This window comes from Flavobacterium sp. UMI-01 (assembly GCF_019656315.1).
Taxonomy (GTDB): Bacteria; Bacteroidota; Bacteroidia; order Flavobacteriales; family Flavobacteriaceae; genus Flavobacterium.
In genome coordinates this window covers 154,476-178,627 of the sequence record NZ_BPLU01000038.1, presented here as the reverse complement: position 1 = coordinate 178,627, position 24,152 = coordinate 154,476, and the positions used below count along the sequence as shown (strand labels likewise).

11 protein-coding genes are annotated in these 24,152 nt (G+C 36.5%); 10 read left to right on the top strand and 1 reads right to left on the bottom strand.

Annotated elements, in window-relative coordinates:
• Positions 1-24: 24 nt before the first annotated feature.
• From K5R64_RS11490 to K5R64_RS11455, 8 genes are all read left to right on the top strand, one after another.
• Positions 25-2,292 (top strand): glycoside hydrolase family 3 N-terminal domain-containing protein, encoded by a 2,268-nt coding sequence (locus tag K5R64_RS11490; protein WP_220763593.1) that lies wholly within the window; start codon positions 25-27, stop codon positions 2,290-2,292.
• 3 nt (positions 2,293-2,295) lie between these two features.
• Positions 2,296-3,429, top strand: a complete 1,134-nt coding sequence (locus K5R64_RS11485; RefSeq protein ID WP_255580358.1) for a glycoside hydrolase family 105 protein — start codon at positions 2,296-2,298, stop codon at positions 3,427-3,429.
• A 413-nt stretch (positions 3,430-3,842) separates the two neighbouring features.
• On the top strand, positions 3,843-5,399 hold the full coding sequence (locus K5R64_RS11480; protein ID WP_220763591.1) for an RICIN domain-containing protein: 1,557 nt from the start codon (positions 3,843-3,845) through the stop codon (positions 5,397-5,399).
• Between the two features lie 257 nt (positions 5,400-5,656).
• Positions 5,657-8,869 carry a BNR-4 repeat-containing protein gene (locus tag K5R64_RS11475; protein WP_220763589.1) on the top strand — a complete coding sequence of 1,071 codons (3,213 nt, stop codon included), beginning with the start codon at positions 5,657-5,659 and terminating at the stop codon, positions 8,867-8,869.
• Positions 8,870-9,272: 403 nt separating this feature from the next.
• Entirely contained in the window at positions 9,273-10,601 is a 1,329-nt protein-coding gene (locus K5R64_RS11470) for a T9SS type A sorting domain-containing protein (protein ID WP_220763587.1), read from the top strand.
• 211 nt (positions 10,602-10,812) lie between these two features.
• Positions 10,813-13,677 (top strand): carbohydrate-binding protein, encoded by a 2,865-nt coding sequence (locus tag K5R64_RS11465; protein WP_220763585.1) that lies wholly within the window; start codon positions 10,813-10,815, stop codon positions 13,675-13,677.
• A 111-nt stretch (positions 13,678-13,788) separates the two neighbouring features.
• A complete protein-coding gene (locus tag K5R64_RS11460; RefSeq protein ID WP_220763583.1) occupies positions 13,789-16,500 on the top strand; it encodes a reprolysin-like metallopeptidase in 2,712 nt (903 codons plus the stop codon).
• Positions 16,501-16,690: 190 nt separating this feature from the next.
• A complete protein-coding gene (locus K5R64_RS11455; protein ID WP_220763581.1) occupies positions 16,691-17,623 on the top strand; it encodes a hypothetical protein in 933 nt (310 codons plus the stop codon).
• A gap of 131 nt (positions 17,624-17,754) precedes the next feature.
• Here K5R64_RS11455 and K5R64_RS11450 read toward each other — a convergent pair whose 3' ends face one another.
• Positions 17,755-18,630 carry an AraC family transcriptional regulator gene (locus tag K5R64_RS11450; RefSeq protein WP_220763579.1) on the bottom strand — a complete coding sequence of 292 codons (876 nt, stop codon included), beginning with the start codon at positions 18,628-18,630 and terminating at the stop codon, positions 17,755-17,757.
• Between the two features lie 220 nt (positions 18,631-18,850).
• On the opposite strand from K5R64_RS11450, the gene K5R64_RS11445 reads away from it, so the two are divergent.
• Together K5R64_RS11445 and K5R64_RS11440 are read left to right on the top strand one after the other, a co-directional pair.
• Complete coding sequence (locus K5R64_RS11445) at positions 18,851-22,120, top strand: family 78 glycoside hydrolase catalytic domain (RefSeq protein WP_220763577.1); 3,270 nt, start codon at positions 18,851-18,853, stop codon at positions 22,118-22,120.
• Between the two features lie 449 nt (positions 22,121-22,569).
• Positions 22,570-23,982 (top strand): L-fucose/L-arabinose isomerase family protein, encoded by a 1,413-nt coding sequence (locus K5R64_RS11440; protein ID WP_220763575.1) that lies wholly within the window; start codon positions 22,570-22,572, stop codon positions 23,980-23,982.
• The last annotated feature ends 170 nt before the right edge of the window (positions 23,983-24,152 follow it).

The following is a 24,152-nucleotide window of genomic DNA, read 5'->3' as shown; positions in this document are numbered from 1 at the left end:
TATATTTTAAATAATTTATACCTAATGAAAAAAATATTTTATGTACCCTTACTCAGTTTAACGGTTATTTTTCAGTCCTATGGGCAGACTAAGGACACGAAACGTTATAAAAATCCATCTTTATCCGTGGACGAACGCGTAGAGGCTTTGTTGCCTTTGTTGTCATTGGAAGAAAAAATAGCTCAGATGCGCATTTTTCACGCTAATATTGGAGTAGATGCTGATGCAAAAGGAAACTTAAAACTCTCTGATATTGTTGTCGAAAAATTAAAATTAGGTACAGCGGGTATTAAAAATCCAGCTGAACATCTAGATGCTTTGGCAGCAGCCAAATTCAATAATGCGCTTCAAAAATACATTATCGAGCACAACCGTTGGGGAATTCCAGCGCTATTTGTAACGGAATCTTACAATGGAGTGGATGCTGAAGGTTGTACTAAATTTGGAAGACCAATGACTTCAGCGGCTTCTTTTAACCCAAGTTTGGTCAATCGCGTTTGGGATGTAGTAGGGAAGGAAGCGCGTTTGCGTGGGATGCACATGTGTCATTCGCCTGAGGCTGATTTGGTTCGTGATCCGCGTTTTGGACGTATGTCTGAAGCATTTGGTGAAGATACTTATTTGACTACCCAAATGGTGACCAATGCCATCAAAGGAGTACAAGGGAATTATGAAGGACTTGGTAAAGGAACGCATATCGGTGCCGTAGCCAAACATTTTGCAGGATACGGACAAGTCTTGGGAGGTACTAATTTTGCTGCGATTGAAATTTCGGAGCGCACCTTGATTGACGAAATTTACCCTCCTTTTGAAGCGGCTGTAAAGGAGGCTAAAACATTGGGAATTATGGCTTCTCACGGTGATTTAAACGGAATTGCAAGTCATGGAAATCCTGAATTATTAACGGGTGTTTTACGTGACCAATGGGGGTTTAATGGTTATGTAGTTTCGGATGCCAATGACATCGGACGTTTGCATTATTTTATGAAAGTAGCCGAAACTCCTGAAGCGGCAGCCTTGATGGGATTAAAAGCAGGTGTAGATATCGATTTGTATGCCGAGGATGCCTATGCGTTACTTCCTAAAATGGTTAAAGAAAATCCTGAAATTGAAAAACTAATCGATAGAGCGGTAAGACGTGTTTTGAGAACGAAGTTTATTTTGGGTTTGTTTGATAATCCTTATGTTAATATTTCAAAAGTAGAAAAAGGGGTTCGTGCCAAATCTTCTTTAGAATTGGCTAAAGAAGCCGATTTAGAATCGATTATTTTGTTGAAAAACGAAGGGAACGCCTTGCCTTTGGATAAAAAGAAAAAATTGAAAATTGCACTTTTAGGCCCATTAGTAAAAGAGAATACCAAAGCCATGTTTGAATCGGTTGCGGGTTCGAATGTTTCGTTTGTAGCGGAGAAAGGCTTTAATTTAACCGATGGTAAAAAGGATGTGCCTAGCTTATTGCCTAGAAATCCTCAAGCAATCGACAAAATGATTGGGCTGGCTAAAGATGCCGATGTTTCTATTTTATTTTTAGGAGGTGACGAATTTACTTCGAAAGAAGCTTTTTTTAATGGTGCTATTGGAGATAGAGCAACCATAGACCCTGTGGGAGCACAAGATGAATTAGTCGAAAAAATCAAAGCAACAGGAAAACCTGTTATTGTAGTATTAAAACACCGCAGAACCTTATCCATCAATGTAATTTCTGAACAGGCAGATGCGATTTTAGATACTTGGGATTTAAGTGAATTTGGTGACGAATCTACTGCTAAAATAATCTTTGGTGAAGTTTCGCCATCGGGTAAATCTCCTGTGACTGTCCCTAGATCCATTGGACAGTTACCATTTCATTATAGTATGAAAGAGATTAATTATAAAAAAGGCTATTTGTTCCTTAAAGAAGGACCGCTTTATCCGTTTGGTTATGGGCTAAGTTTTGCTAAATTTGAGTTTTCCAATTTGAAATTATCAGCCAATGAAATCACTCCAACTTCTGAAATTGAAGTTAGCGTAACCATCAAAAATACCGGAGCTGTAAAGGCAAAAGAAGTGGTTCAAATGTACATCAAGGACGAAATCGGTTCTGTAACCAGACCCGATAAAGAATTAAAAGCATTTGATAAAATTGAATTAAACCCTGGCGAATCTAAAGTGGTTAAATTTAGAATCACCCCTAAAATGTTAGAATTTACAGGACTTAAAATGGATAAAATTTTAGAAGCTGGTGACTATACCCTGATGATTGGAACCTCTTCTCAAGACTATTTAAAAACAAACTTTAAACTTAAAAAATAAAAAATGGCAATCAAGTCGATAATCAAATCAATGACGCTAGCAGCGGTAGTTAGCTTTTCAGTTTGCGATAACGCAATAGCACAAAATGTCTTTGACAAATCTAAAGTCGAAGCTTCAATGGTTAAAGCCTTAGAATGGCAGGAAGCACATCCTATCATGGCAATAGCGCCGACAGATTGGACTGTGGGGGCTTATTATACAGGAGTGGCTAGAGCACATGCTGCGACTAAAAACCAAATTTTTGAAGCAGCTCTCAAAAACCAAGGATACAATAGTGATTGGCAAACTTATAAACGTGTTTTTCATGCTGATGATGTAGCTATCTCGTACAGTTATTTGTATATAGATATGACTTTCAAAAGAAAAGATTTTGTGAATTTAAAACCAACTGAAGATTTCTTAAAAGCGCATATCATAGAGCCAAATAAATGGTCAGATGGAACGTCGAAAAACAAAGACGAAAATATTTTGTGGTGGTGGTGTGATGCTTTGTTTATGGCTCCTCCCGTAATTAATTTATATGCCAAACACACTAATAAGGATTCTTATTTAGACTTGATGCACAAACATTATATGGATGCTTACAACAAGTTATATGACAAAGAAGAACGCTTATTTGCTAGAGACGGACGTTTTATTTGGACGGGTTCTGACAAGGATATGAAAGAGCCTAACGGCAAAAAAGTATTTTGGTCTAGAGGAAATGGTTGGGTACTTTCAGGCTTGGCTTTGATTTTGACTGATATGCCTGAAAATTATAAAAACCGCCCTTTTTATGTGAATTTGTACAAAGAAATGGCAGGAAGAATTCTGGAGTTACAAACCAAAAGTGGTTTGTGGCATACGAGTTTATTGTGTCCTGAAGCTTATAATCATGGAGAGGTAAGCGGTAGTGGTTTTTATACTTATGCTTTGGCTTGGGGAATTAATAATGGTATGTTAGATAAAGCCAAATATTTGCCTGCCGTTAAAAAAGCTTGGACAGCATTAACTAAATGCCAACATAAAGACGGAATGATTGGCTGGGTACAAAACATTGGTGCTTTTCCAGAACCAGCCTCTGAAGGAAGTTGGCAAAACTTTGGAACTGGAGCTTATTTATTAGCGGGTAGCGAAGTGATGAAATTGCAAAAATAACGGTTCCTTTAAATAGAACTTATTATAAGAATCTGCCGAAGTCTGTATGAGATTTCGGCAGATTTTTTTTTCATACCGCGCTTTCTATTGATAGTCAGGTTATGCGGATTTCTGCAGATTTTTTTGCTACAAAACATTTAAAAAATCTGTGTAAATCCGTTTTATCTGTGTTATCTGTGTTCCAATGCGTAACCTGGGGTTAATCACACAGCTTTAAAATTCTTAAACAGGCTAAACTGTTGATTATTAGTTTGTTCTATTTGTTTTTAAAAAAGAGCTGTTTTTCTTATTTTTTAGGTAATGTGGTCAAAAAAAGTTGTTTTTCTAGCAGGACAAAGCAGTACAGAAATTAGGCTTTATTTATAGAAATTGCATTCTAAATGCTAAACTAATAACCTATTTTAAAGTTAATTATGAAAAAAAATACGTTAAAGTCCTTTTTGTTTGCTAGTTTTTTACTCTTGTCATTTAGTTTGACAGCGCAAACAACAGCACCCGATGAAGATACCGGTCCTTATTCGACCTGTAACCCAGAAGGTGAAAATGCAGTCAGAGAAACAGATATCCCCAATCCAGTAAATACAGGAACTATCGACGATCGCAGTTGTTATGCAAATTACAAAGAAAGCAGTGTTTATGGGAAAACTTGGGGGATGTACAACATCACAGCAGGTTCGAATAAATTTGATACTAGCTTGCAACCTAGAATTGAGCGCTCTTTAAGTAGGTCTCAACAGACAGGTGTGGGAAGTTATGCAAGATTTACAGGAATCGTAAGGATTCTTGAAGTGGGTGATACAACAGGAACCAGCAATGATGGGACTTACATAGCACAAGCCAAAGGTAAACATACAGGTGGTGGTGGTTCTACTGATCCAGCTATTTGTTTGTATCTAGCAATGCCGGTATATGGTACGGGCCCCGACGTTGGTAAGCAAGTGTCGTTCGATATTTATGCCGAGCGTATCTTGGTTCGTGGTGGAGAAGGAAGTAGCGGTAGGGAAATTGTTTTCCTAAAGAACATACCAAAAAATGTGGAAACTACTTTTCAACTTGAGGTAGGTTTTAGACAAGACCCGAACAATGCCACTAAGAAAATTCATTATTGTGATGTGATAATTGGAGGGGATATTTTTAAATGGAACATACCCTCACCTGAAAGAGGAACAGAATCAGGTATTCGATATGGTGCGTATCGAGTAAAAGGCGGAAGAGCACAAATTAGATGGGCAAATACGACCTACCAAAAAGCAGAAGTTGTGGATACTAATCCTCCACCATCAACAGGAGACGTTTACCGATTGAAAAACGTAGCGACTGGGAAATTTTTAACTGATTCAGGAGTAAGTGCTACACCAGTGACGATGAGTGATTCAGGTGTAGAGGATAACAAACAATGGACTTTTGTTGATAGTGGAAGCTTTTATAATATAGATAGTAAAACCTATGGGGTATTGCGTGCCACGGGAGCTGGTTTTGCTGGGGGAGCTTATGCTGTTGTAAGTACAGGAACCAATCCACCATCAAGTGATGGTGACAAAGTTTGGACGATACATTATGACGAATTTGATGATACGTATAGATTTGAATCAGGTACTAGCGGCAGATTTTTGTATCATGAAGCCAATGGAAACGTAACACATGTTATTGTGCCTGATACAGATACTAGAAGTAAATGGAAAGCCATTCCAATATCAACCCCTCTTGGTGTGGAAGATTTTGCTAAAAGCAATTCGTTAATAAAACTCTATCCTAATCCAGCTAAAACTGAATTCACCCTCGAATTTAAAGAGCTAGGTAAAGTAGCTGTATCTATTTATGATATCTTAGGAAAGTTGGTTTATTCTACAACTACCAACGAAACTAACCTATTGGTACAGAATAATGGTGCTTTTCAATCTGGTATCTATCTTGTAAAAGTGAATACGGCTGATAGTAATGCTTATTTTACAAAGCTAGTTATAGAATAGGTTTTTAAATCCAATTTTTAGTAAAGCAGAGAAATTCTTTTTTCTGCTTTATTTTTCATTTTTATTTGTCAAGCTGCTTGTCGAAGCCTCCGTTTTATCATAACGTCATTTACTCGACTAACTTCCCAATAAAAAATTAACTATTAACCCAGAATTCGCATTAGGCTTTTGTTGATTTTTTTTGTCACGAAAACCTGCTTGCCTGCCAACAGGTCTGTGTTCCAATGTGTAATTCATAAGTAACCAACACCTATTTTATGAAAAAAACTACCCAACCAGATTCCGTAAAAAAATATGGAATCCTTTTAGTACTATTTCTCATTACGACAACATTTTCAAACCAGCTTTTAGCACAAGTCAAATTTTTAGATAGTACCGTAGTCACTAGAGATGCCTTTTATTTCTGGAAGGCCGATGATCCTCAACCCTATCATTATGGAGCCAGTATTAATCCTCACGGGAATTGTGTTAAGGTGTCCAATGGCTTTGTGTTTTATACTTGGTACCGTGGCGGATGGACGGATAGAACCTTGATGGTTTCTCGTAAAAAAATAGGGGAAGGCAATTGGGTTCATGTGGCTTTGCCAGCTAAATTAAGTTTGGTAGGAGGGAAAGGGGATACGCACCTCACTACTAATATTGGTATTTGTCCCATAGACGGTACTGTTCATTTGATGTTTGACCACCACAACGAAGATTTGAATTATATCCGCTCAAAAAAGAATATAGCCTTCGGTCCTGATAGTGAATTTATAGCTGCCAATTTTTTACCCCAACAAGATTATCTAATCCCAGGGAAGGTAGTAGATGGTGTTACCTATCCTGCTTTGTTCAATAACGACCAAGGGGAGATGTATTTTGAAAGAAGGCTAGGCTCGGCAGTTGGTGGAAATGTGGTCATGACCTATTACAATGGGGATACTTGGTCACCTGAAACGACCATTATTCAGGGCACTGGAACTCAGGTATCTCAAGGCGAACGAAATTTTGCCTATGGTAGTGCTGTTTTAATAAATGGTAAATTTTATTATACATATTCTGTACGTTGGGCTGAATCGCCAACAGAATTGAATGAGGGTGTTTATTTGATGGAGCTTGGCGCTAGAATGGATAATAAGGCAACGAATGTAGCGGGAAAAAGTTACGATTTACCAATTATCGACCACAAGCCCTTTTTGATTGCAGACCCTAGAAGTGTACCCGCTGACGCCGGTTGGGCAGGTGGACCACAAGTGGCTATTTCACCTAAAAATGATATTTATTTGTATCAAGCTCCAAAGAGTACAACACATTATAATTACCTAAAAAAAGCAGGTGAAACTGAATTTACCGAAGAACGAGGCAAAGGAACTTTAGGAAATTTTTACGGCAACCGCATGTATAAATTTATTGAAAGTGGAGAGGATTTGGTCATTAGTAGTTGTTTGGCAGGTACCTACACTTGGCGTGAGGACTTCAGGATGACAGTAGGTTCGCGTTTTAGAAAAAGTATTAAAATAATGGATAACGGAACGATTGTGGCCGTTTATAGTGGTACCGAAAATAGCGAAAAAGTATCTATTTATTGTTATGTATTCCAAATCGAGAAATCAGAATATACACCACAAACCATTACTTTTGATGCGATTGCTCAAAAAACTGAGGGCGATGCTGATTTTGCTTTGACTGCAACCGCAAGTTCTAATTTGCCTGTAAAATTTAGTTCGTCAAATACAAATATTGCACGAATAGTAGAGGGGAATAAAGTGAAAATTATGGGTGTAGGAACTTGTGAAATTACGGCACAACAAGCGGGTGATGGTACCTTTGATGCTGCGTCCGAAGTCAATCAAACCTTAGTGGTCAATGCCAATACCAATAAAACAAATCAAACTATTGAATTTACTTTAGCCAAATCAGTACATACTTGGGGGGACGCTGATCAAGTCTTATCTGCTACCGCTACTTCAGGCTTGCCAGTGTTATTTGAAAGTACGAATCCCGATGTGGCTGTTATTGTTGATGGAAAAGTGCAAGTTAAACGCGCTGGAAGCACTACGATCAATGCTTTACAAACTGGTGATGCCATCTTTAATGCTGCTCCAATTGTGAGTCAAAATTTTGAAGTACCTATTCGTCAGCAAACCATCTCTTTCAGTGCTATTCCTGAGGTGACTTCTGGAGACCCTGTATTTCAATTACAAGCTACAACTAACAATCCAAATGCTAAATTGCGTTTTGTACTTCCAAACAACCAAGTGGCCATTGTATGGGACAGTTTTGTGACAGACGTTTTAGGTCCAGGGAGTGCGACTATTACAGTAACCGAAGAAGGGGATGAGTATTTTACTCCCGCACAAGCTACAAGAACCATTACCGTTAAACCTAAAACACATGTTGTACCCGCTACTATTGAAGCAGAATATTTTACAACCAAAAGTGGTGTTAATATCACCCGTTGGAGTAATTCTGTTTTCTATTTGAATGATTGGGGTGTGAATGACTTTGCAGAATACACCATTGATGTTCCCTCGGACGGCACCTATGAAATTGAAGTTTTTGCGGCTTCTCCGAGTACTTCAAAAAAGTTAGAGGTAAAAAGTGGTGCTAATACTTTGGCAACGATAAACTTAGCCATAACCTCTAGTCTTACTGTATTCAAAGGAACTAAGGCTATGATTACTCTTCAAAAAGGAGTGCAAAAAATTAAGATAGTGGGAGTGATAGGAGGTTTTAATTTTGATAAAATGAAAATCAGTTTGGTTCAGGGTCCGACAGTCATAATCGATAAACCTACTTTACAAGGCGATTCGTTCCGATTGCAAAATGTGGCGACAGGAAAATTTTTACAATCGAATAGCTTGGAAACCACGACTAGCAATGGAGGAGAAGCGCAAGAAAACCTTTGGACTTTTGTAAAAACAAACTACAATGGTACAGATTTTTATAATATAGACAGTGAAGTTAGCGGTAGAGGAGTATTGCGTGCAACTGGTTCAGGATATACCGCCGACCCTTATGCGGTTATCAATACGAGTGTCGCAGCTCCTAAGCCAGATGTGGATAAAATTTGGACCATACATTATGATGAAACAGACGATTCCTATCGATTTGAAGTCAGAGACCAAAATCGATTTTTATACATTACTGAAAATGGAAAAGCCTATAACATGCCAGCTGATATTACCGATACTAGAAGTAAATGGAAAGCAATTGCCAAAAGCAGTTCACTAAGTAATTCTAAAAATGTATTTAATTCGTCGTCCATAGCAGTTTATCCTAATCCTGCTGAAAAAAAGTTTGTTGTAGAGTGTAATGATTTAGGAAAAGCAACAATTACCATCTATGATGTTTTAGGGAAGGTTATATATAGTAAAACAACTGCTGAAAATAAGGTAGAAATAGAACAGGATTTTAAACCTGGTGTTTATCTTATAAAGGTGGTAGGAGAAAATCAAAAAATGGATCATGCCAAAATTTTGATAAAATAACAGATTGTTCATTTGTAATAAAAAAGCAGAAAGAGTCATTTTTTCTGCTTTTTTTATGGGATTGGACAAGTTTTTTTTGAAAAAAAATAATAAGAAATCTTACAATAGAAACAAGGATGAAATCCAATTATCAATTTTGTAAAAATGTTCAATTAATTGACTTATTTTTTATAAAAAAATCAGATTTTTAAAAATTTTAGTATTGAATTTTTGTTGTTTTTGGTAAAAATATTGAAATATGTAATTTGAATCTTTTGTGTTGTTTTTTTTCGTTTGCTGGCAGGACAATGCAGGACATAGTTTTTTTTGTAAGCGGGTAAATTTGAATTAGTTATGAGGGAAGGTGAATCTACAAAAAGTAGCTTTTCTCATGAAAATGTTTAACTAATTTAAATTATTATTTATGAAAAGAAAATTACAATTTTTAAGTGTTGTTGCTATGACAGCATTTTTGGGGATGCAAACGGTTAATGCGCAAATTGCTTTGCCTGGTGTAATTGAGGCAGAAACAGGTGGAACTTACACTACAGGGATTTCAGCTAATGCTAATTTTACCGGTGGTACAGCAAATGGAATTAGTGGTTTCAACAATTCGGGAAGCCCTGTTGTTACAAGAACAGCAACATATACCGTTACCGTTGCCACAGCGGGTATTTATGATATATCTATGATTTACGGTTTTGCTAGTGGTTCAGCTGCAACGAATGCAGGACTAAGAGTATATATTCCAGCAGGAGAAACTACTTCTTTGCCATCTACAGATCAATACAATGTTTTTGGTGGTGCTGGTGTGCTTAGAGTTAATCCTACTACAGGCACCAATTACACAACTGCAGCTCCTGGTACTTTTGTGAAAAATGGATTCTATTTACCTTCAGGAACGTATAAATTATCGTTCGAAAATGTGGGCTCTGGAGGTTATAGTATTGATAAATGGGAAATACTTTCTAGTACGGCTCCTAGACCTTTTCCTAATGTAGGTACTGTGCCAAATATTACAACAACAGGAACAAACGAATTTGAAGCAGAAAATTATGATCAAGGAGGACAAGGGGTAACGTTTTTCGACACTACTTTAGCTAATACAGGTACAGCAACTGCTGTTGCTTATCGTATAGATAATGTGGATGTAAGCAATGCAGCTGGGGTTGGATCTCCAAGTAATGCCAATGTTGTTAACGCTATTGCTGATACTGAGTGGATGGAATACACAGTAAATATTGTTAATGACGGTAATTACAAACTAGCAACAACTTATGCTTCTGGTTCAGATACAGGCTTAAAGTTAACAGCTGCAATTTATAATAGTACAGGAACAAAAATTTCAGATTTAATTACAACTCCTTTAGAACTTACAACGACAACTTCAGCAACTACTTATGTTGCTTTAACATCTCCAGCTTTTCCTATTACAACTACAGGATCAAAAATAATTAGAATTTCATTTTCTGATGGAACTGGAAGTGGTGTTAACATAGATAAATTTAAATTAGTTTATGATAGCACATTAGGTGTAAATGATTTCGAATCAAATGTTTCAATTAATGTACATCCAAATCCAAGTGCTTCTGGTGTGTTCCAATTGGGGGAGTCAGTTAAATGGGAAGTATATTCTGCTTTAGGTTCTAAAGTAGCTCAAGGTGAAGGTACTGAAATCAATTTGTCATCTCAGGCAAAAGGGGTGTATTTAGTTAAGACCGCTAAAGGTGCTACTAAAGTAGTATTCCAATAGTCTTTTCTTTCTCAATACTGCTTTAGAAACTGTCTAAAATCTAAAAATACCAACTTGTTAATATTTCAGGATGCTGTTTTTAGTCTTTAGGCAGTTTTTTATAAAAAAAAAAGAATTAATATAATTTAGGACACCATCGAATGGCAATCGGAAGTGTTTCAAAGTTGTAGTGAATCTGTTTTTTAGAATGTAAATGAATAAAATATACAAAATGAAATTACCCAATTTAATAAGTTTGCTGCTTTTGAGTACTTTGAGTATCAATGCACAGGTGGTGTTATCTACTGATTTTACGAATAACAGCAATAACAAGGGGGAGTTAAAAGACATTTGGAATGTCGCCAACCGCATTTCGCCCACAACAGGTGCAGGAGTAAGAACTGGTTTTGAGGTGAATACCATCCGAATGGTTGGTGGGATTAATAAAAAAGTCAATGGGGTGAATGTTCCTGATTTAGATTTTGATCCCGTAAGTTATGATGCCAATACAGGTAGCTATGTCTATAACTGGACTGTGCTAAAAAACCGTATCAATGCCATTAGAAGAGATGGAGTTAAGATTTATCAATTTGTTCTTGACCAAGTGCCGTGGGCATTTCAGCAGGGCTATACTTTTATACCTACGGGAACAAGAGACAATATCAATTTTAGAGAAGACGAAAGAGTAACCATTTATGGAAATTCGTTACCGCCTAAAGACAAAGTGGCTTACTTTAATTTTATAAAAGCCATGATGACCGAATTAGTAGCAACTTATGGAGCCGATGAAGTATTGTCTTGGCGTTTAAGAATAGGTTCTGAAATCGAAACCCCTGAACATTGGAAAGGTACCGAGCAAGATTTTATTGATCATTTTGCTAATACTGTACGAGCCGTTCGTGAAGTATTGCCAACTGCTACAATAGGTTTGCACACTCGTGAACCTGACTTTATTTATAAAAATGGGACGGAACTGAATTATAAAGGAGAGCCAATTAAATCATTTGCCAACGGAATTTTGGATTATTGCTTCGCCAACAATATTCAATACGACTTTTGGGGAGCTTCGGAATATGTTTTGATTAATAATTCCACTGATAGAAATATTAGTCAAAAATACACTAAACTTTTTGCGCCATTAATCAATAACCCAAAGTGGAATCCTAATGCTAAATTTGATATGATGGAATATGCTATTGTTACTACCATGGATGGCGCGGATGGTTTAGGCTATATTAATTGCGCTACGCCACATACCGAAATTATTAATTTGGCCTATTCCAATGTGTTTTATAGAAATAGTAATAAGGGACTTCAAAATTTCTTTAGATGGGGACAAAGGCCTACTTCTATTGAAGTGCCTAGTATTGCGGTGCTGAAAACAATGACGGGTAAAAACAGATATGAATCCACTGTCACAGGCTCACCTTCTGTAACAGGAAATCAAATAGATGCTCTTTTTTCTAAGAGTGCTACCGAAAAGGATGTTGTGGATGTGTTAGTGTATAACCTCAATGCAAGTTCGCTTAATTATCAAAATGATGAATCAATAAGAATTTCATTTAATTGCGAATTACCAGTAGGTACAGTCTTAAAATACCGAAATCTAACCTATGGTAAGGATCAAAATGATTTGGAAAATTTCTTAAAAAACGAACCTACTTCAGGTTGGATAAAGTCAGGTTTTGATAGAAGAGGAGACCCTTCACGAACTTTAAATACTGCTGGAGCGGCTGCTTGGGCATCTTATACCAATCCTAATCCGTATGCATTTAATGACTGGAGTGAGGTCACTACAACAGCTCGCACCGATGGAGGTTCAGGGTCTTTGGTAACTATAAATACCAGCTTGTCTTCGTTTTCATTTAAAAAATATGAATTCCGAATCAAAGAAGTTTCCACCTTAGCAATTCCGGGAACTATTGAAGCAGAGTCGTACAATCCAGGAGGGCAAGGTGTAGGGTTTTCTGATTCGGATACTGTGGATACTTTAGGGGCTGGAAACGGTATCGATGGAGTTGATGTTGGAATTTATAATGGTTCAAGATACGTTGGGCATACCCAAAATGGAGAATGGTTGAAATATACCGTAAACGTAGTGAACAATGGAAATCATGATTTTCAATTTTTATACAGTGCTGCCAGTGCAGGCTCAGTAGTGAGTATTGATGTGGATGGAGTACCTCTTTTTAGTAATTTTTCATTACCTCAAACCTCGGGGATAAACGATTTTAAGACAGTTAGTAGGTTAAAAGTAGCATTAACTTCAGGTGTTCATGAATTAAGAATCAACGTCCAGTCGGGTGGGTTTAATTTGGATAAAATAATTGTTGAAACATCAGGTTTGAAGCCGTTTAAAACGATAGTGAATGTTCCAGGAACGGTACAAATCGAAGACTATGCCATAGGCGGGCAAGGGGTGGCTTACAATGATACTACACTTGGTAATGATACGAGTGGTTATAGAACAGAAAATGATGTCGATTTAGTCGCTGGAGGAACAGGTTTTGTGTCAACAGCACTGGCAGGTGGTGAATATACCAGATATCCTATTTATGTGACACAGTCAGGGATCTATCATATGGAGTTGAATTATAAAACATCTTCTACTACTTCTAAACCCATCGCTGCAGCGATATTAGCAGCTGATTTATCGTCATCAACTCCATTGTTTACGGATGCTGGTGGTTCTACAACTTCGGGAGTGATTAAAAAAGTTGATGGTGGTGGTGGTACTATTTACGCTGATTATATTTCGACCAGTTTTAATCTTTATGAGGGGAACTGGGTGATTGAATTACAAATACCATCAGGAGGAGCTGGACCTAATTACGATTATTTTACGCTTGTAAGGGATGGTGCAATTTTAGGGGTTAAAGATTTTAGTAAAAAAGATGAAGGTACTAAGGTCTTTCCTAATCCAAGTCGTGATGGGATTTTTAATTTAAGCCAATCAAATTCATGGAAAATTTATACTTTGACAGGTAGCGAAATTTTATCTGGCGAAGGTGCTGAGATTAATCTTGCAGCCTTTTCTAAAGGAATCTATTTGTTGAAGATAAAAGGAGAATCGGTTAAAAAGCTGTTGTATCAATAGATTTTTTAGCTGTTTCAAAATGAGAGGATTTTTTACTAACTGTGAATACTGATACTGGTGTTTTTAGTGTTTGCAGTTAGTAAATCATTACTGAAATAAAAGTAAAGAATTATGACTGTAAAAAGCGCTTTTAAGGAATTAGCAATAGTTGCGATGTTGCGGTTAAATTTCTTAATAGTTTTACTAAGAATGTTTTCTTTAAGATTAGTGGTGAGTCTTTTACTTTTTTATACAACGGGATATAGCCAAAACAATTTTTTTTCTAAAACAAAATTAGAGCACAAAATTCATGTGGGGGAAAATGATTCCCTATCAAATCGTTATCAATTTGATTATTCAAAACTAAGTGCTGCCTTAAAGCAAACCTTTAAAACCTCAAAAGGTACAAAAAACAAAGTAATAGTAGGCTTTCCTGATAAAAGAGGTGCTGTTATTGATTTTCTGATTTCGGAACGTGCTGTTTTGGATGAAGAACAACAACAAAATTATCCCGAAATACGGTCGTATTTTGGTTATAATATTCAAAATCCATCGCTAAAAATAAGTTTTAGTCTTTCTCCCTACAATGGGCTTAGCGGAATTATGATTACTAATGATGAGTTTGTGATATATCAACCCTTTGATAATGTTGAAGCTTTTAAGGTATTAGAAAAAAAGAATATTGAAAGTAGGATGGTTGCTAATTGCTTAGTTCCTAAAGATTTAAGTAGGCTAAAAGATGTTGAGTATCTTAAAAAACAGGCAGTGACAACTGTCAAAAAAAAATACAAAATTGCAATAGCGACCACAAACGAGTATTCTAGTTTTCACGGAAATACTCTAGCCAGTGTGAATGCTGCAATTGTGGCCACTTTGACAAACGTGAATGCCGTGTTTGAAAATGATTTGAATATTAGTTTTCAATTAGCCCCTAATAATGACAGCCTTTTATTTTTGGATGCAGATAGTGACCCATTTACAGAATCATCTGATTATGGGGAGTCATTGCAAAAACTTCTCGACACTAAGATAGGTGATGCTAATTATTCCATCGGACATTTATTTAGAAAAGGAGGTATTGCAGGCAACTCAAACTGTATTGGTTGTGTTTGTCAGTCAGGCTTGAAAGGGAGGGCATATTCGTCAAGCAATCATCCCGCGGGATATTTTTTTGACTACAATTTGGTTGCTCATGAAATAGGCCACCAATTTGGTGCGAATCACACTTGGTCCGCTAATGGAAATGAAGGAACTGGAGTTCAAGTGGAACCCGGTTCAGGTTCTACAATTATGGGATATGCGGGTATTTCTAATTCGGCAAATGTTGGGTTGAATAACGATCCTTATTTTCATGGAATTTCGATTACTCAAATTGAAGACTATTCAAGCCAAATATCATGTGGAGATTTCATAAGCACCACAAATACGAAACCAAATATTAAAGACTTTTCTACAATTATTTTGCCTATATCAACTCCTTTTAAATTAGAAGGGCAAGCATGGGATAATGACGGAGATGTGTTGACCTACTGTTGGGAGCAAATTGACAATAGTTTTGGAAGGTATGTTTTTCCTGACTCTCAGGTGACCAACTCCAACGCCGTTTTATGCAGGTCTTATTTGCCTTCGCAAAATAATACAAGATATATTCCAAATCTTGATGAGTTACGGTATGGTCTTAATGAAACAAAATGGGAAAAAGTTCCTAATGTGGCAAGAAAAGCTACTTTTAGACTGACTGTTAGGGATAATAATACACAGGGCGGTCTCACAGACTACAAAGATGTTGAAGTGGTATTTGATGCTAATTATGGGCCTTTTGAATTTAATTCATTTAATACTAAGTCCATTTTTTTAATACCTAATTCCTATCAAACGATTAGTTGGAACGTAAATAAGACGAACCAGCTTCAAGGGGGGAAATATCTAAAATTAGTACTCTCTACTGATGGAGGAGTAAAATATGATTATGTTATCGCGGATAATATACCTAATAATGGTGTCTTTCAATTTAAGGTACCTAACATCGTAGCAACTGAATGCCGTTTTTTGCTGGAAGCAAATGGAGGTCATTTTTTTACTATCAACAAAGAAAATTTCTCCATTGGTAAAGAAGTGGTGGATGTCTGTAAAAAATACGAATCCAGTTTAAACTTAGCATTGCCAATAAGTCATGATTTACCTGGTGCTAAACAAATAAACAGTATTGTTGTTGAGGATTCGGAAATGGTAAATGATGTTAATGTTGCTATTAATTTATCCCATGAGCAAATTAAGAATTTAGAAATTTTTATTGAAAGCCCACAGGGGACAAAAGTAGAATTAAAGAGCTATGGAAGTTGTGGAACTGAAAAGGGTATAGTAGGAGTATTTGATGATGAAGCGGTGCATTTTGATTGTTTAAAGAGTTTGAATAACTTCAAATTCCGTCCGCACAAAGATGCTTTATCACTGTATAAGGGAGAAAATAGCAAAGGAAAATGGAATATAATTATTAAAGATAATCTACCTTCATTTGGCGGTGTGTTGAATTCATGGGCCATAGAGTTTTGTAAAGATATACCCAAAGAAGTAGCGGTAAGAGAGGATTACTTTGATACTATTACGGTATTTCCCAACCCTAATAAAGGAAATTTTATTGTTAGCGCTCCAACTTTACATCACTTAACTACTATAACAATGGAATTGTTTGATTCATTAGGGAGACTTGTTTTTTATAAGCAAATTAAAGAAACCAATTACTTAAACGAATCTCTTACATTGAAAGAGTTCCAATCGGGCTTTTATATTTTGAAAATTACGGATGGAGATAAAATAATCTCACGGAAAATTCTTATGAAGTAAAATCGATTTCTTTTGATATGTAGGTATTGGATTGTGTTTAAATCGTATTTTTTTTAGTTATTATTTATGTAGTACATAAAAAAATCCTTAAAAACTTATATAATGTTAAATTTTAACCCTACAAAGCAGGATAGCTACTAGTTGTATCTAAATTAAATTTGAGATATTAATTAACCAAATTTATCTTTAAATGAAAACAAAATTTAAACAATTAGCCCTCGGTGGGTTTGGAGGATTACTCCAAATTGGACTCTTAATGTCTTGTACGAATGATGTTCAAGAATCAAAAAATGTAGCTGCGAACGATGAAGACATTACAGTGCCTACTAGTAATAATTTAACAGCAGTGTCGTGTTCTCAAGTTTTGTACACCTGGACAGGAGGAGGGACCGATCATAATGTGGGTGTAAATGCAACAATTGATGACAGAAGTTGTACATATGATTATACCCAAAGTACGTATGGTTCTAGTTATGACTGGGGAGTATATCGCCTTCTTGCAACAGATGATGTGGGTTCCCTTCAAACAAGAATTGAACGGGCTAGTAGTACAGTAAATAATATCAAAACAGGAAACTATGTACAAATAACAGGTTACTGTCGCGTTTTAGAAGCAGGTACTTTTACTGATAGTTATCCTGCAACTAGTATGAGTGATAAGGATGGGACTTATTTAATTCAGGCCAAAGGGACTCATACAGGGGGTGGAGGTTCAGCTGACCCAGCAATTGCATTATTTATAGCTAAACCTGTTAGGGATTCTAATGGAGATGTAATACTGAATGCTCAAGGTAAAACAGATTCATTTGATATTTATCGGGAAGAAATAGTATCGCGTGGTGGCTCGGGCACATCAGGAAGACAATTGGTTTTTATCACCAATGTTAAATATAATAAAGATTTTTGGGTTGATGTTTCCACAGGGTTTGATACTGTAAATGGTACTTTAAGACATTATGTGAAATCAACTATCAATGGTGTAAGTAGTACTTTTACTGTTCCAGAACCAGAAAGAGCTTTGCAGGCTAAATTACGCATGGGGGCTTACCGTTGTCATGGAGGGTCTGCTACGATTTTATGGAGAAAGGGTACTACACAAGCTAATTTTGTAAATAATCCATAAGACTTCCTAGTATTAAAATCTAAAGTAAACTAACTACCCGAAAACTCAATTTCGGGTAGTTTTTTTAAGGGTTTATTAGAACAATAATCCTTTTTTTTGAAGTTGATTTTAAAAACCATTTTACGACTGTCTTATTTTTGAAAATTTCTAAATTGCCCAGGAGTCAATCCTGTTTTTTGTTTAAAAAGGCGGTTAAAATAAAAATCCGATTCAAAGCCCAATTCATAAGCAATTTCTTTTTGGTTTTTATTGGAATTTAATAACAACTCTTTGGACTTTTCAATTTTAAGTAACAAATAATATTGCAATGGCGATACGCCTGTTTGGGTTTTAAAATCAATTCTAAATTTGGAATAGCTAACGCCAAGTTCCGTTGCCATTTTTTCTAAATCAATAGATTGATTAATGTTTTTATACATCAAACCTTTGGCTTTTGAAATCATAGAGTTGAGGTCTTCAATGTTGTTACCACCCTGTTTGATGTTGTGAAGTTCTGCCATTAGTTGGATGCAAATTCCAGAGGCTAGTCTTTGAAAACCAAAGGGTTCTTCATCAAATAATTTGAAAAGCGTATTGAAATGATTTAAAACCGACTCAGTATTGCATTTTGAAAGAAGTGGTTCTTCAGCCGTGAAAAAGCCGTTGGCCAAAAATTGATTGGCAATCTCGCCCGAAAAACCTACCCAACGTTCTGTCCAGCCTGTCTTTTTTGAGGGTTTGTACCGATGCCAAACTCCGGGAAATAATAAAAATACATCCCCATCCGAAATTCTTTTTTTACCTGTTTGCTCACTTTCAAATATTCCTTCTCCTTTGGTGATTAAAACCAAATGAAATTCGTCTAAAATGCGCCCTTTACTCCATTCGAATACATAATCGTCAGGATGGTCTTTTGAGGGATAGTCTTGATTGGGGCTAATTACAGTTCTGCCAAGGTTGTTGATAAAGAAACCCCATTTTTTATCTTGGTCAAAAACCATCAGGTATTTGCGGTATTTGTTTTTCATATCATTTTGTGCAATTAAAATATCAAATTGTCAATTTCAATTCCTGCATAAATTAGCGAATTTTACATTCCTGTTTGTTTGAAATAGTATAACAAATGTATTTAAATATAAGTTGTTAAGCTGTAAATATGAATTTATTTGTTCAAAAGGGTACTCTTTATTCTGAATATGCTTTTTTATTAAAAACCAAATCAAAAAATACAATTTTAAGTTTTGTAAAATGAAAAACCAATTTAAAAATCTTGTAATAAATAATGCTTTCCAATTGTTTCTGGCGGTATTATTAGTGTCTAGTAGTTGTTGTTTTGCCAATTCTACAGTGAAAGTCGTGGACTTGCGATGCGAGTATCGTGTCAATCCGTTAGGAATTGATAATACCTCACCGAGGTTGAGTTGGAAACTTCTAGCATCCCAACAGCTGAGAGGTCAAAAACAAACAGCCTATCAAATTATTGTTTCGACTAGTATTCAAAACCTACATAAAAATATCGGCGATTTATGGGATTCTGGAAAAGTGGAAAGCAATCAATCCGTTAATACCATTTATAACGGAAAGCGTTTAATTTCAGGTCAAGAATGTTTCTGGAAAGTCCGTATATGGGATGTGTCAGGCGAGCAGTCGGACTGGAGTGAAGATGCCAAATTCACGATGGGTTTGTTGAACAAAGAGGACTGGAAAGGCGAGTGGATTTTTAAAAAAAACCAAAAGAAAACCGACCACAATTGGTACCGCAAAAACATTAATTTATCAGAACAACCCAGTGAGGCCTATGTTTATTTGGGGTCTTTTGGGTATCATGAATTGTATGTGAATGGTCAAAAAGTTACTGATAATGTGATGAATCCGGTATCTTCTTATATGAAAAAAAGGATTCCGTATTTGACTTATGATATTAGTAAACATTTGAAAAAAGGGAAAAATGTCATTGGGGTTTGGCATGCCGCTGGTTGGGCTAGATGGGATCGCATTACTGAGTACAGAAATCCGCCTTTTGCATTCAAAGCTCAAGTAGAAATCCAACTGGGAGCTACTAAAATAGCCCTTGGTACTGATGAAACATGGAAATGTAAAGTAAGTAACAGTCAGTATTATGGGGATTGGGATATTTTGCGTTTTGGTGGAGAAACCATTGATGACAGAAAAAGAGAAGACAATTGGAATGCAGCAGATTATGATGATAGTAATTGGATGCAAGCCAGTATTTATAATGCCGATGAATTAAATAAGGGTATTACTGATGCCAATGAGAATGTAATTGTAAAAGAAGACAAAGCCATTGGTGAGTCACGATTTAAAAACAGAAAATTCACACCAATTACTGCCGAATTAAGTGCTCAAATGGTGGAACCTCAAGTCAAGTTTGAAGAGGTTAACCCCATTGCAATCCAGAAAAATGCTGACGGTACCTATCGCATTGATATGGGACGCAATTATACTGGTTTTTTTGAAATGAAATTGTACAAAGGCGCTGTTGGCGATTCGATTTTGTTTGAGATTAGCGACCAAACCGAAAAGGTGATGAACTGGGAGCAAAAGAGCAAATACATTTTCGGAAAATCGGGTGAAGGAAAATTTACCAACCGATTCAATGTCGCCGGTGGACGCTGGATTACCGTTTATGGTTTAAAGTATGAACCAAAATTAGCTGATATCAAAGGTTTTGTGATTACCAATGACCGCAAACGTATTAGTTCATTTGAAAGTTCGAGCAAATTACTAAACCAGATTTACAAAACAAATTTGGATACTTACCTAGCCAATACCCTTGACGGAATATTAATGGATTGCCCACACCGCGAGCGAAGAGGTTGGGGCGAAGTGACGGTAGCCGCCATGTACGGTGATGCGCTACCTAATTTTGAAAGTGGTGCTTACATGGATCAGTATTTACAATACACGCGCGATTCACAATTTCCAGATGGTCAAATTCGTGGTGTTATTAATGAAAACGATCGTCCTTTTTTAATGTGGAAAGCCAATAGCCCTTTAACGGTTTGGGAAACCTACAGAATGTTGGGGGACAAAAAAGTATTAGAAAATAACTATGAGTCGATGAAAAAATGGATGACTTGGATGTATCAAAATTCTAATTATGAGTCGGGAGGCGCATTGATTACAGGGCCACAAGGAGCTAGAGATTTTCCTGGTTTAGGCGATTGGTGTACACCAAAAGGAAATTTTTGGACCAGTAGCAACTCGCCAGAAGCGATTCATTTTAACAACTGTGTTTATGCCTTTATGCTAGATAATGCCGAGAAAATGGCTTTAGAATTGAACAAAACCGAAGAAGCAAAAATCTTTGGCAATCGTTTAAAAGTACAACGAGAAGCTACGCATAAAATGACGTATAATGCTGAAACAGGCCAATATGGCAATGGGCAACAAGTCAATCAAGCCTTTGCTTTGATTGCAGGCGTAACCCCCGAAGCCGAAAAGAAAAAAGTAACGGATGTTTTAGTAGATAATGTGTTGTACAAATTTCCGTATTACGACACGGGGAGTTCAGGACAAGGTATGTACACCCGTTATTTTACCGAGTATGGAGAGCGCATGGATTTGATTTATGAATTGCTACAAGACAAGCATCATCCTAGTTATGGCTATTTTATAGCACAGGGCGAAACCGTTTGGCCAGAACGTTGGTCTTCGGTTGGTGTTAGTAAAATCCATACTTGTTATACAGGAATTGGCGGTTATTTTATCAAAGGTTTTGGTGGTATTCGTCCTAATCCTAAAAGTTTAGGCATGCAAAATATGATCATAAAACCAGCAGTTGTGGGTGATTTAACTTTTGCCAATACAGCTTACGAATCCATGTATGGAAAAGTAATTGTCAATTGGACAAAGAAAAATAACACTGCCAATTTCCATATCGAAGTTCCTGTCAATTCTACCGCTCAGGTGTATGTACCCGCTGTTTCTAAAAATGGGGTGAAAGAAGGAAAAGTACTCGCAGAAAATGCCAAAGGAATTAGCTTTCTAGGTACCGAAAAAAGTGATGCTGTTGGGAATTATGTCATCTACAATGTGCCATCTGGAATCTATGATTTTCAGGTGAACGAATTGCCAAAAACCGTTTATCCAGAACCTATAGGGACTAATAAAAACCTGGCTTTAATAGGCAGAATGAACGCTTCATCGATGTTTATTGAAACAGAAAAGTTGCCTGGTTTTGAAGCTTTCAAAGCCAATGATGAAAACAACGAAACCAGCTGGCAGGCTAAAGACGCCAATAACCAATATTTAGAAGTCGAATGGGTAAAACCACAAACTTTTAGCAAAGTAATCATCGATGAGCTAGGTACTACTATTGAAGGCTACAAAATTCAGTATTGGAACGGAAAAGAATGGAAAGATGTAGCCGAAGGAAAAAACTGTGGACAAAATAAAGAACACAATTTTAAAACGGTAACAGCTACTAAGTGCAGAATTACAATTGAAAAGGGGCAAAAAGCGGTTTCAATAGCTGAGTTTAAAATTTATAAATAAAAAACACAAAGGTAAATGACCTAATTAATGAATCAGATCTAAATTATTATCTGCGAAAATCTGCCGAATCAGCGTGCTGATTTTTTGCACGCAGATTTACACAGATTTATGCAGATTTTTTTCAAAATATTTTGATAAACACGATTATAATGTGTAAGGTAGATTTACTACGGATTTAGGATATTAGATAATTAAAAATCCTTAAAATCTTTTTAATTCTATCTAATTACTCTTTTTGAGTTGGATAAATGAAAGCCACGAATTCACGAATTAAGTTTCGTAATTCGTGAATTCGTGGCTTTTCTAAATCATATATTCGAATCGCTTCACCAAGTTAGAACACTTTCGTTAATGTCCCAAAACCACTTTTCTTGAAATCTGTGGCTTAAAAATAAATTTAGTTCCCTTGAAAGCGGGTGGATGATTGCGTATTTAATAAAAATAATAAAATGATAAAAGTAGGATTGTTTGGTATCGGTTTGGATACCTATTGGCCACAGTTTGAGGGGTTGTTAGAACGATTAGAAGGCTACCAAAACCAAATTGCCAATAAAATGGAAACCTTCGGAGCCGAGGTAGTCAATGTAGGATTAATCGATTCGCCAGAAAGAGCAAGAGAAGCTGCTGAATTTTTGAAAAAAGAAGATGTGGGTATTGTATTTCTATATGTTTCGACCTACGCCTTGTCATCGACTGTTTTACCAGTGGTTCAAAAATTAAAATGCCCAATAGTAATTTTGAATATCCAGCCCGTTGCCGCTATTGATTACGAAAAGTTCAATAAAATGGGCGATCGTGGTTTAATGACAGGCGAATGGTTAGCGCATTGCCAAGCTTGCTCTGTTCCAGAAATTGCCAATGTTTTTAACCGTTCTGGTTTGGATTATGAGTTTGTAACGGGATATTTAGGAGAACAATCGGTTTGGGATGAAATTCAAAATTGGATTGAAGCTGCCAACGTAGCCGATGTGATGCACAACAACCGTCTCGGTGTTTTAGGACATTACTATTGCGGGATGCTTGATGTCTATTCTGATTTAACCAAACAAGCGGCCGCCTTTGGTACACATATCGAAATTGTTGAAATGTGCGAACTCAAAAAGCACAGAGACGAAGCAACAGAATTAGAAATTCAAAATAAATTAGCTGAGTTCCAAAATACATTTACAGTTGTTGATGAATGTGAAGAAGCAGAATTAATTCGTGCCGCCAAAACCTCGGTTGCCTTAGACAAATTGGTACAGAATCACAATTTAGGTTCTTTGGCGTATTATTACGAAGGCGAATCGGGGAATGAATATGAAAATATTGTAACCTCAGTAATCGCTGGAAATACGTTGCTAACAGGGAAAAATATTCCCGTTGCAGGTGAATACGAAATTAAAAATGCCCAAGCCATGAAAATCATGGATGCCTTTGGTGTGGGTGGGTCTTTCTCAGAGTTTTATGCGATGGATTTTAACGATGATATTGTGATGCTAGGGCATGATGGTCCTGCTCATTTTGCCATTGCCGAAGGGAACGTACAACTAGTGCCACTTCCTGTTTACCACGGAAAACCGGGTAAAGGCCTTTCGATACAAATGACAGTTAAACACGGCCCTGTAACCTTACTCTCGGTGGTAGAAGGTAAAGATGAAGTCTTTTTATTGGTCGCCGAAGGAGAATCAGTTGCAGGTCCTGTGCTCCAAATAGGAAATACCAACAGCCGATACCGTTTTTCAATTGGCGCACGTGCTTTTATGAACGAATGGTCTAAACAAGGGCCTTCGCATCATTGTGCCATTGGAGTTGGACATATTGCTAATAAAATTGACAAACTCGGTAATTTATTGAAATTAAAAGTGGTGCGAATTTGTTAATGTTTGCTTAGGGATGGATTTTTTTGGTTAATAACCAAGACAGTACAGGATAAAAATTATATAGCTAAGATTTAAGTTTATCAACAATAAAAATAAAGTGGTAAATGAATATTTGATGCCTCATTTTTAATGTTTTTTCAAAATCATACAAAACTATTGATGCAATAGTT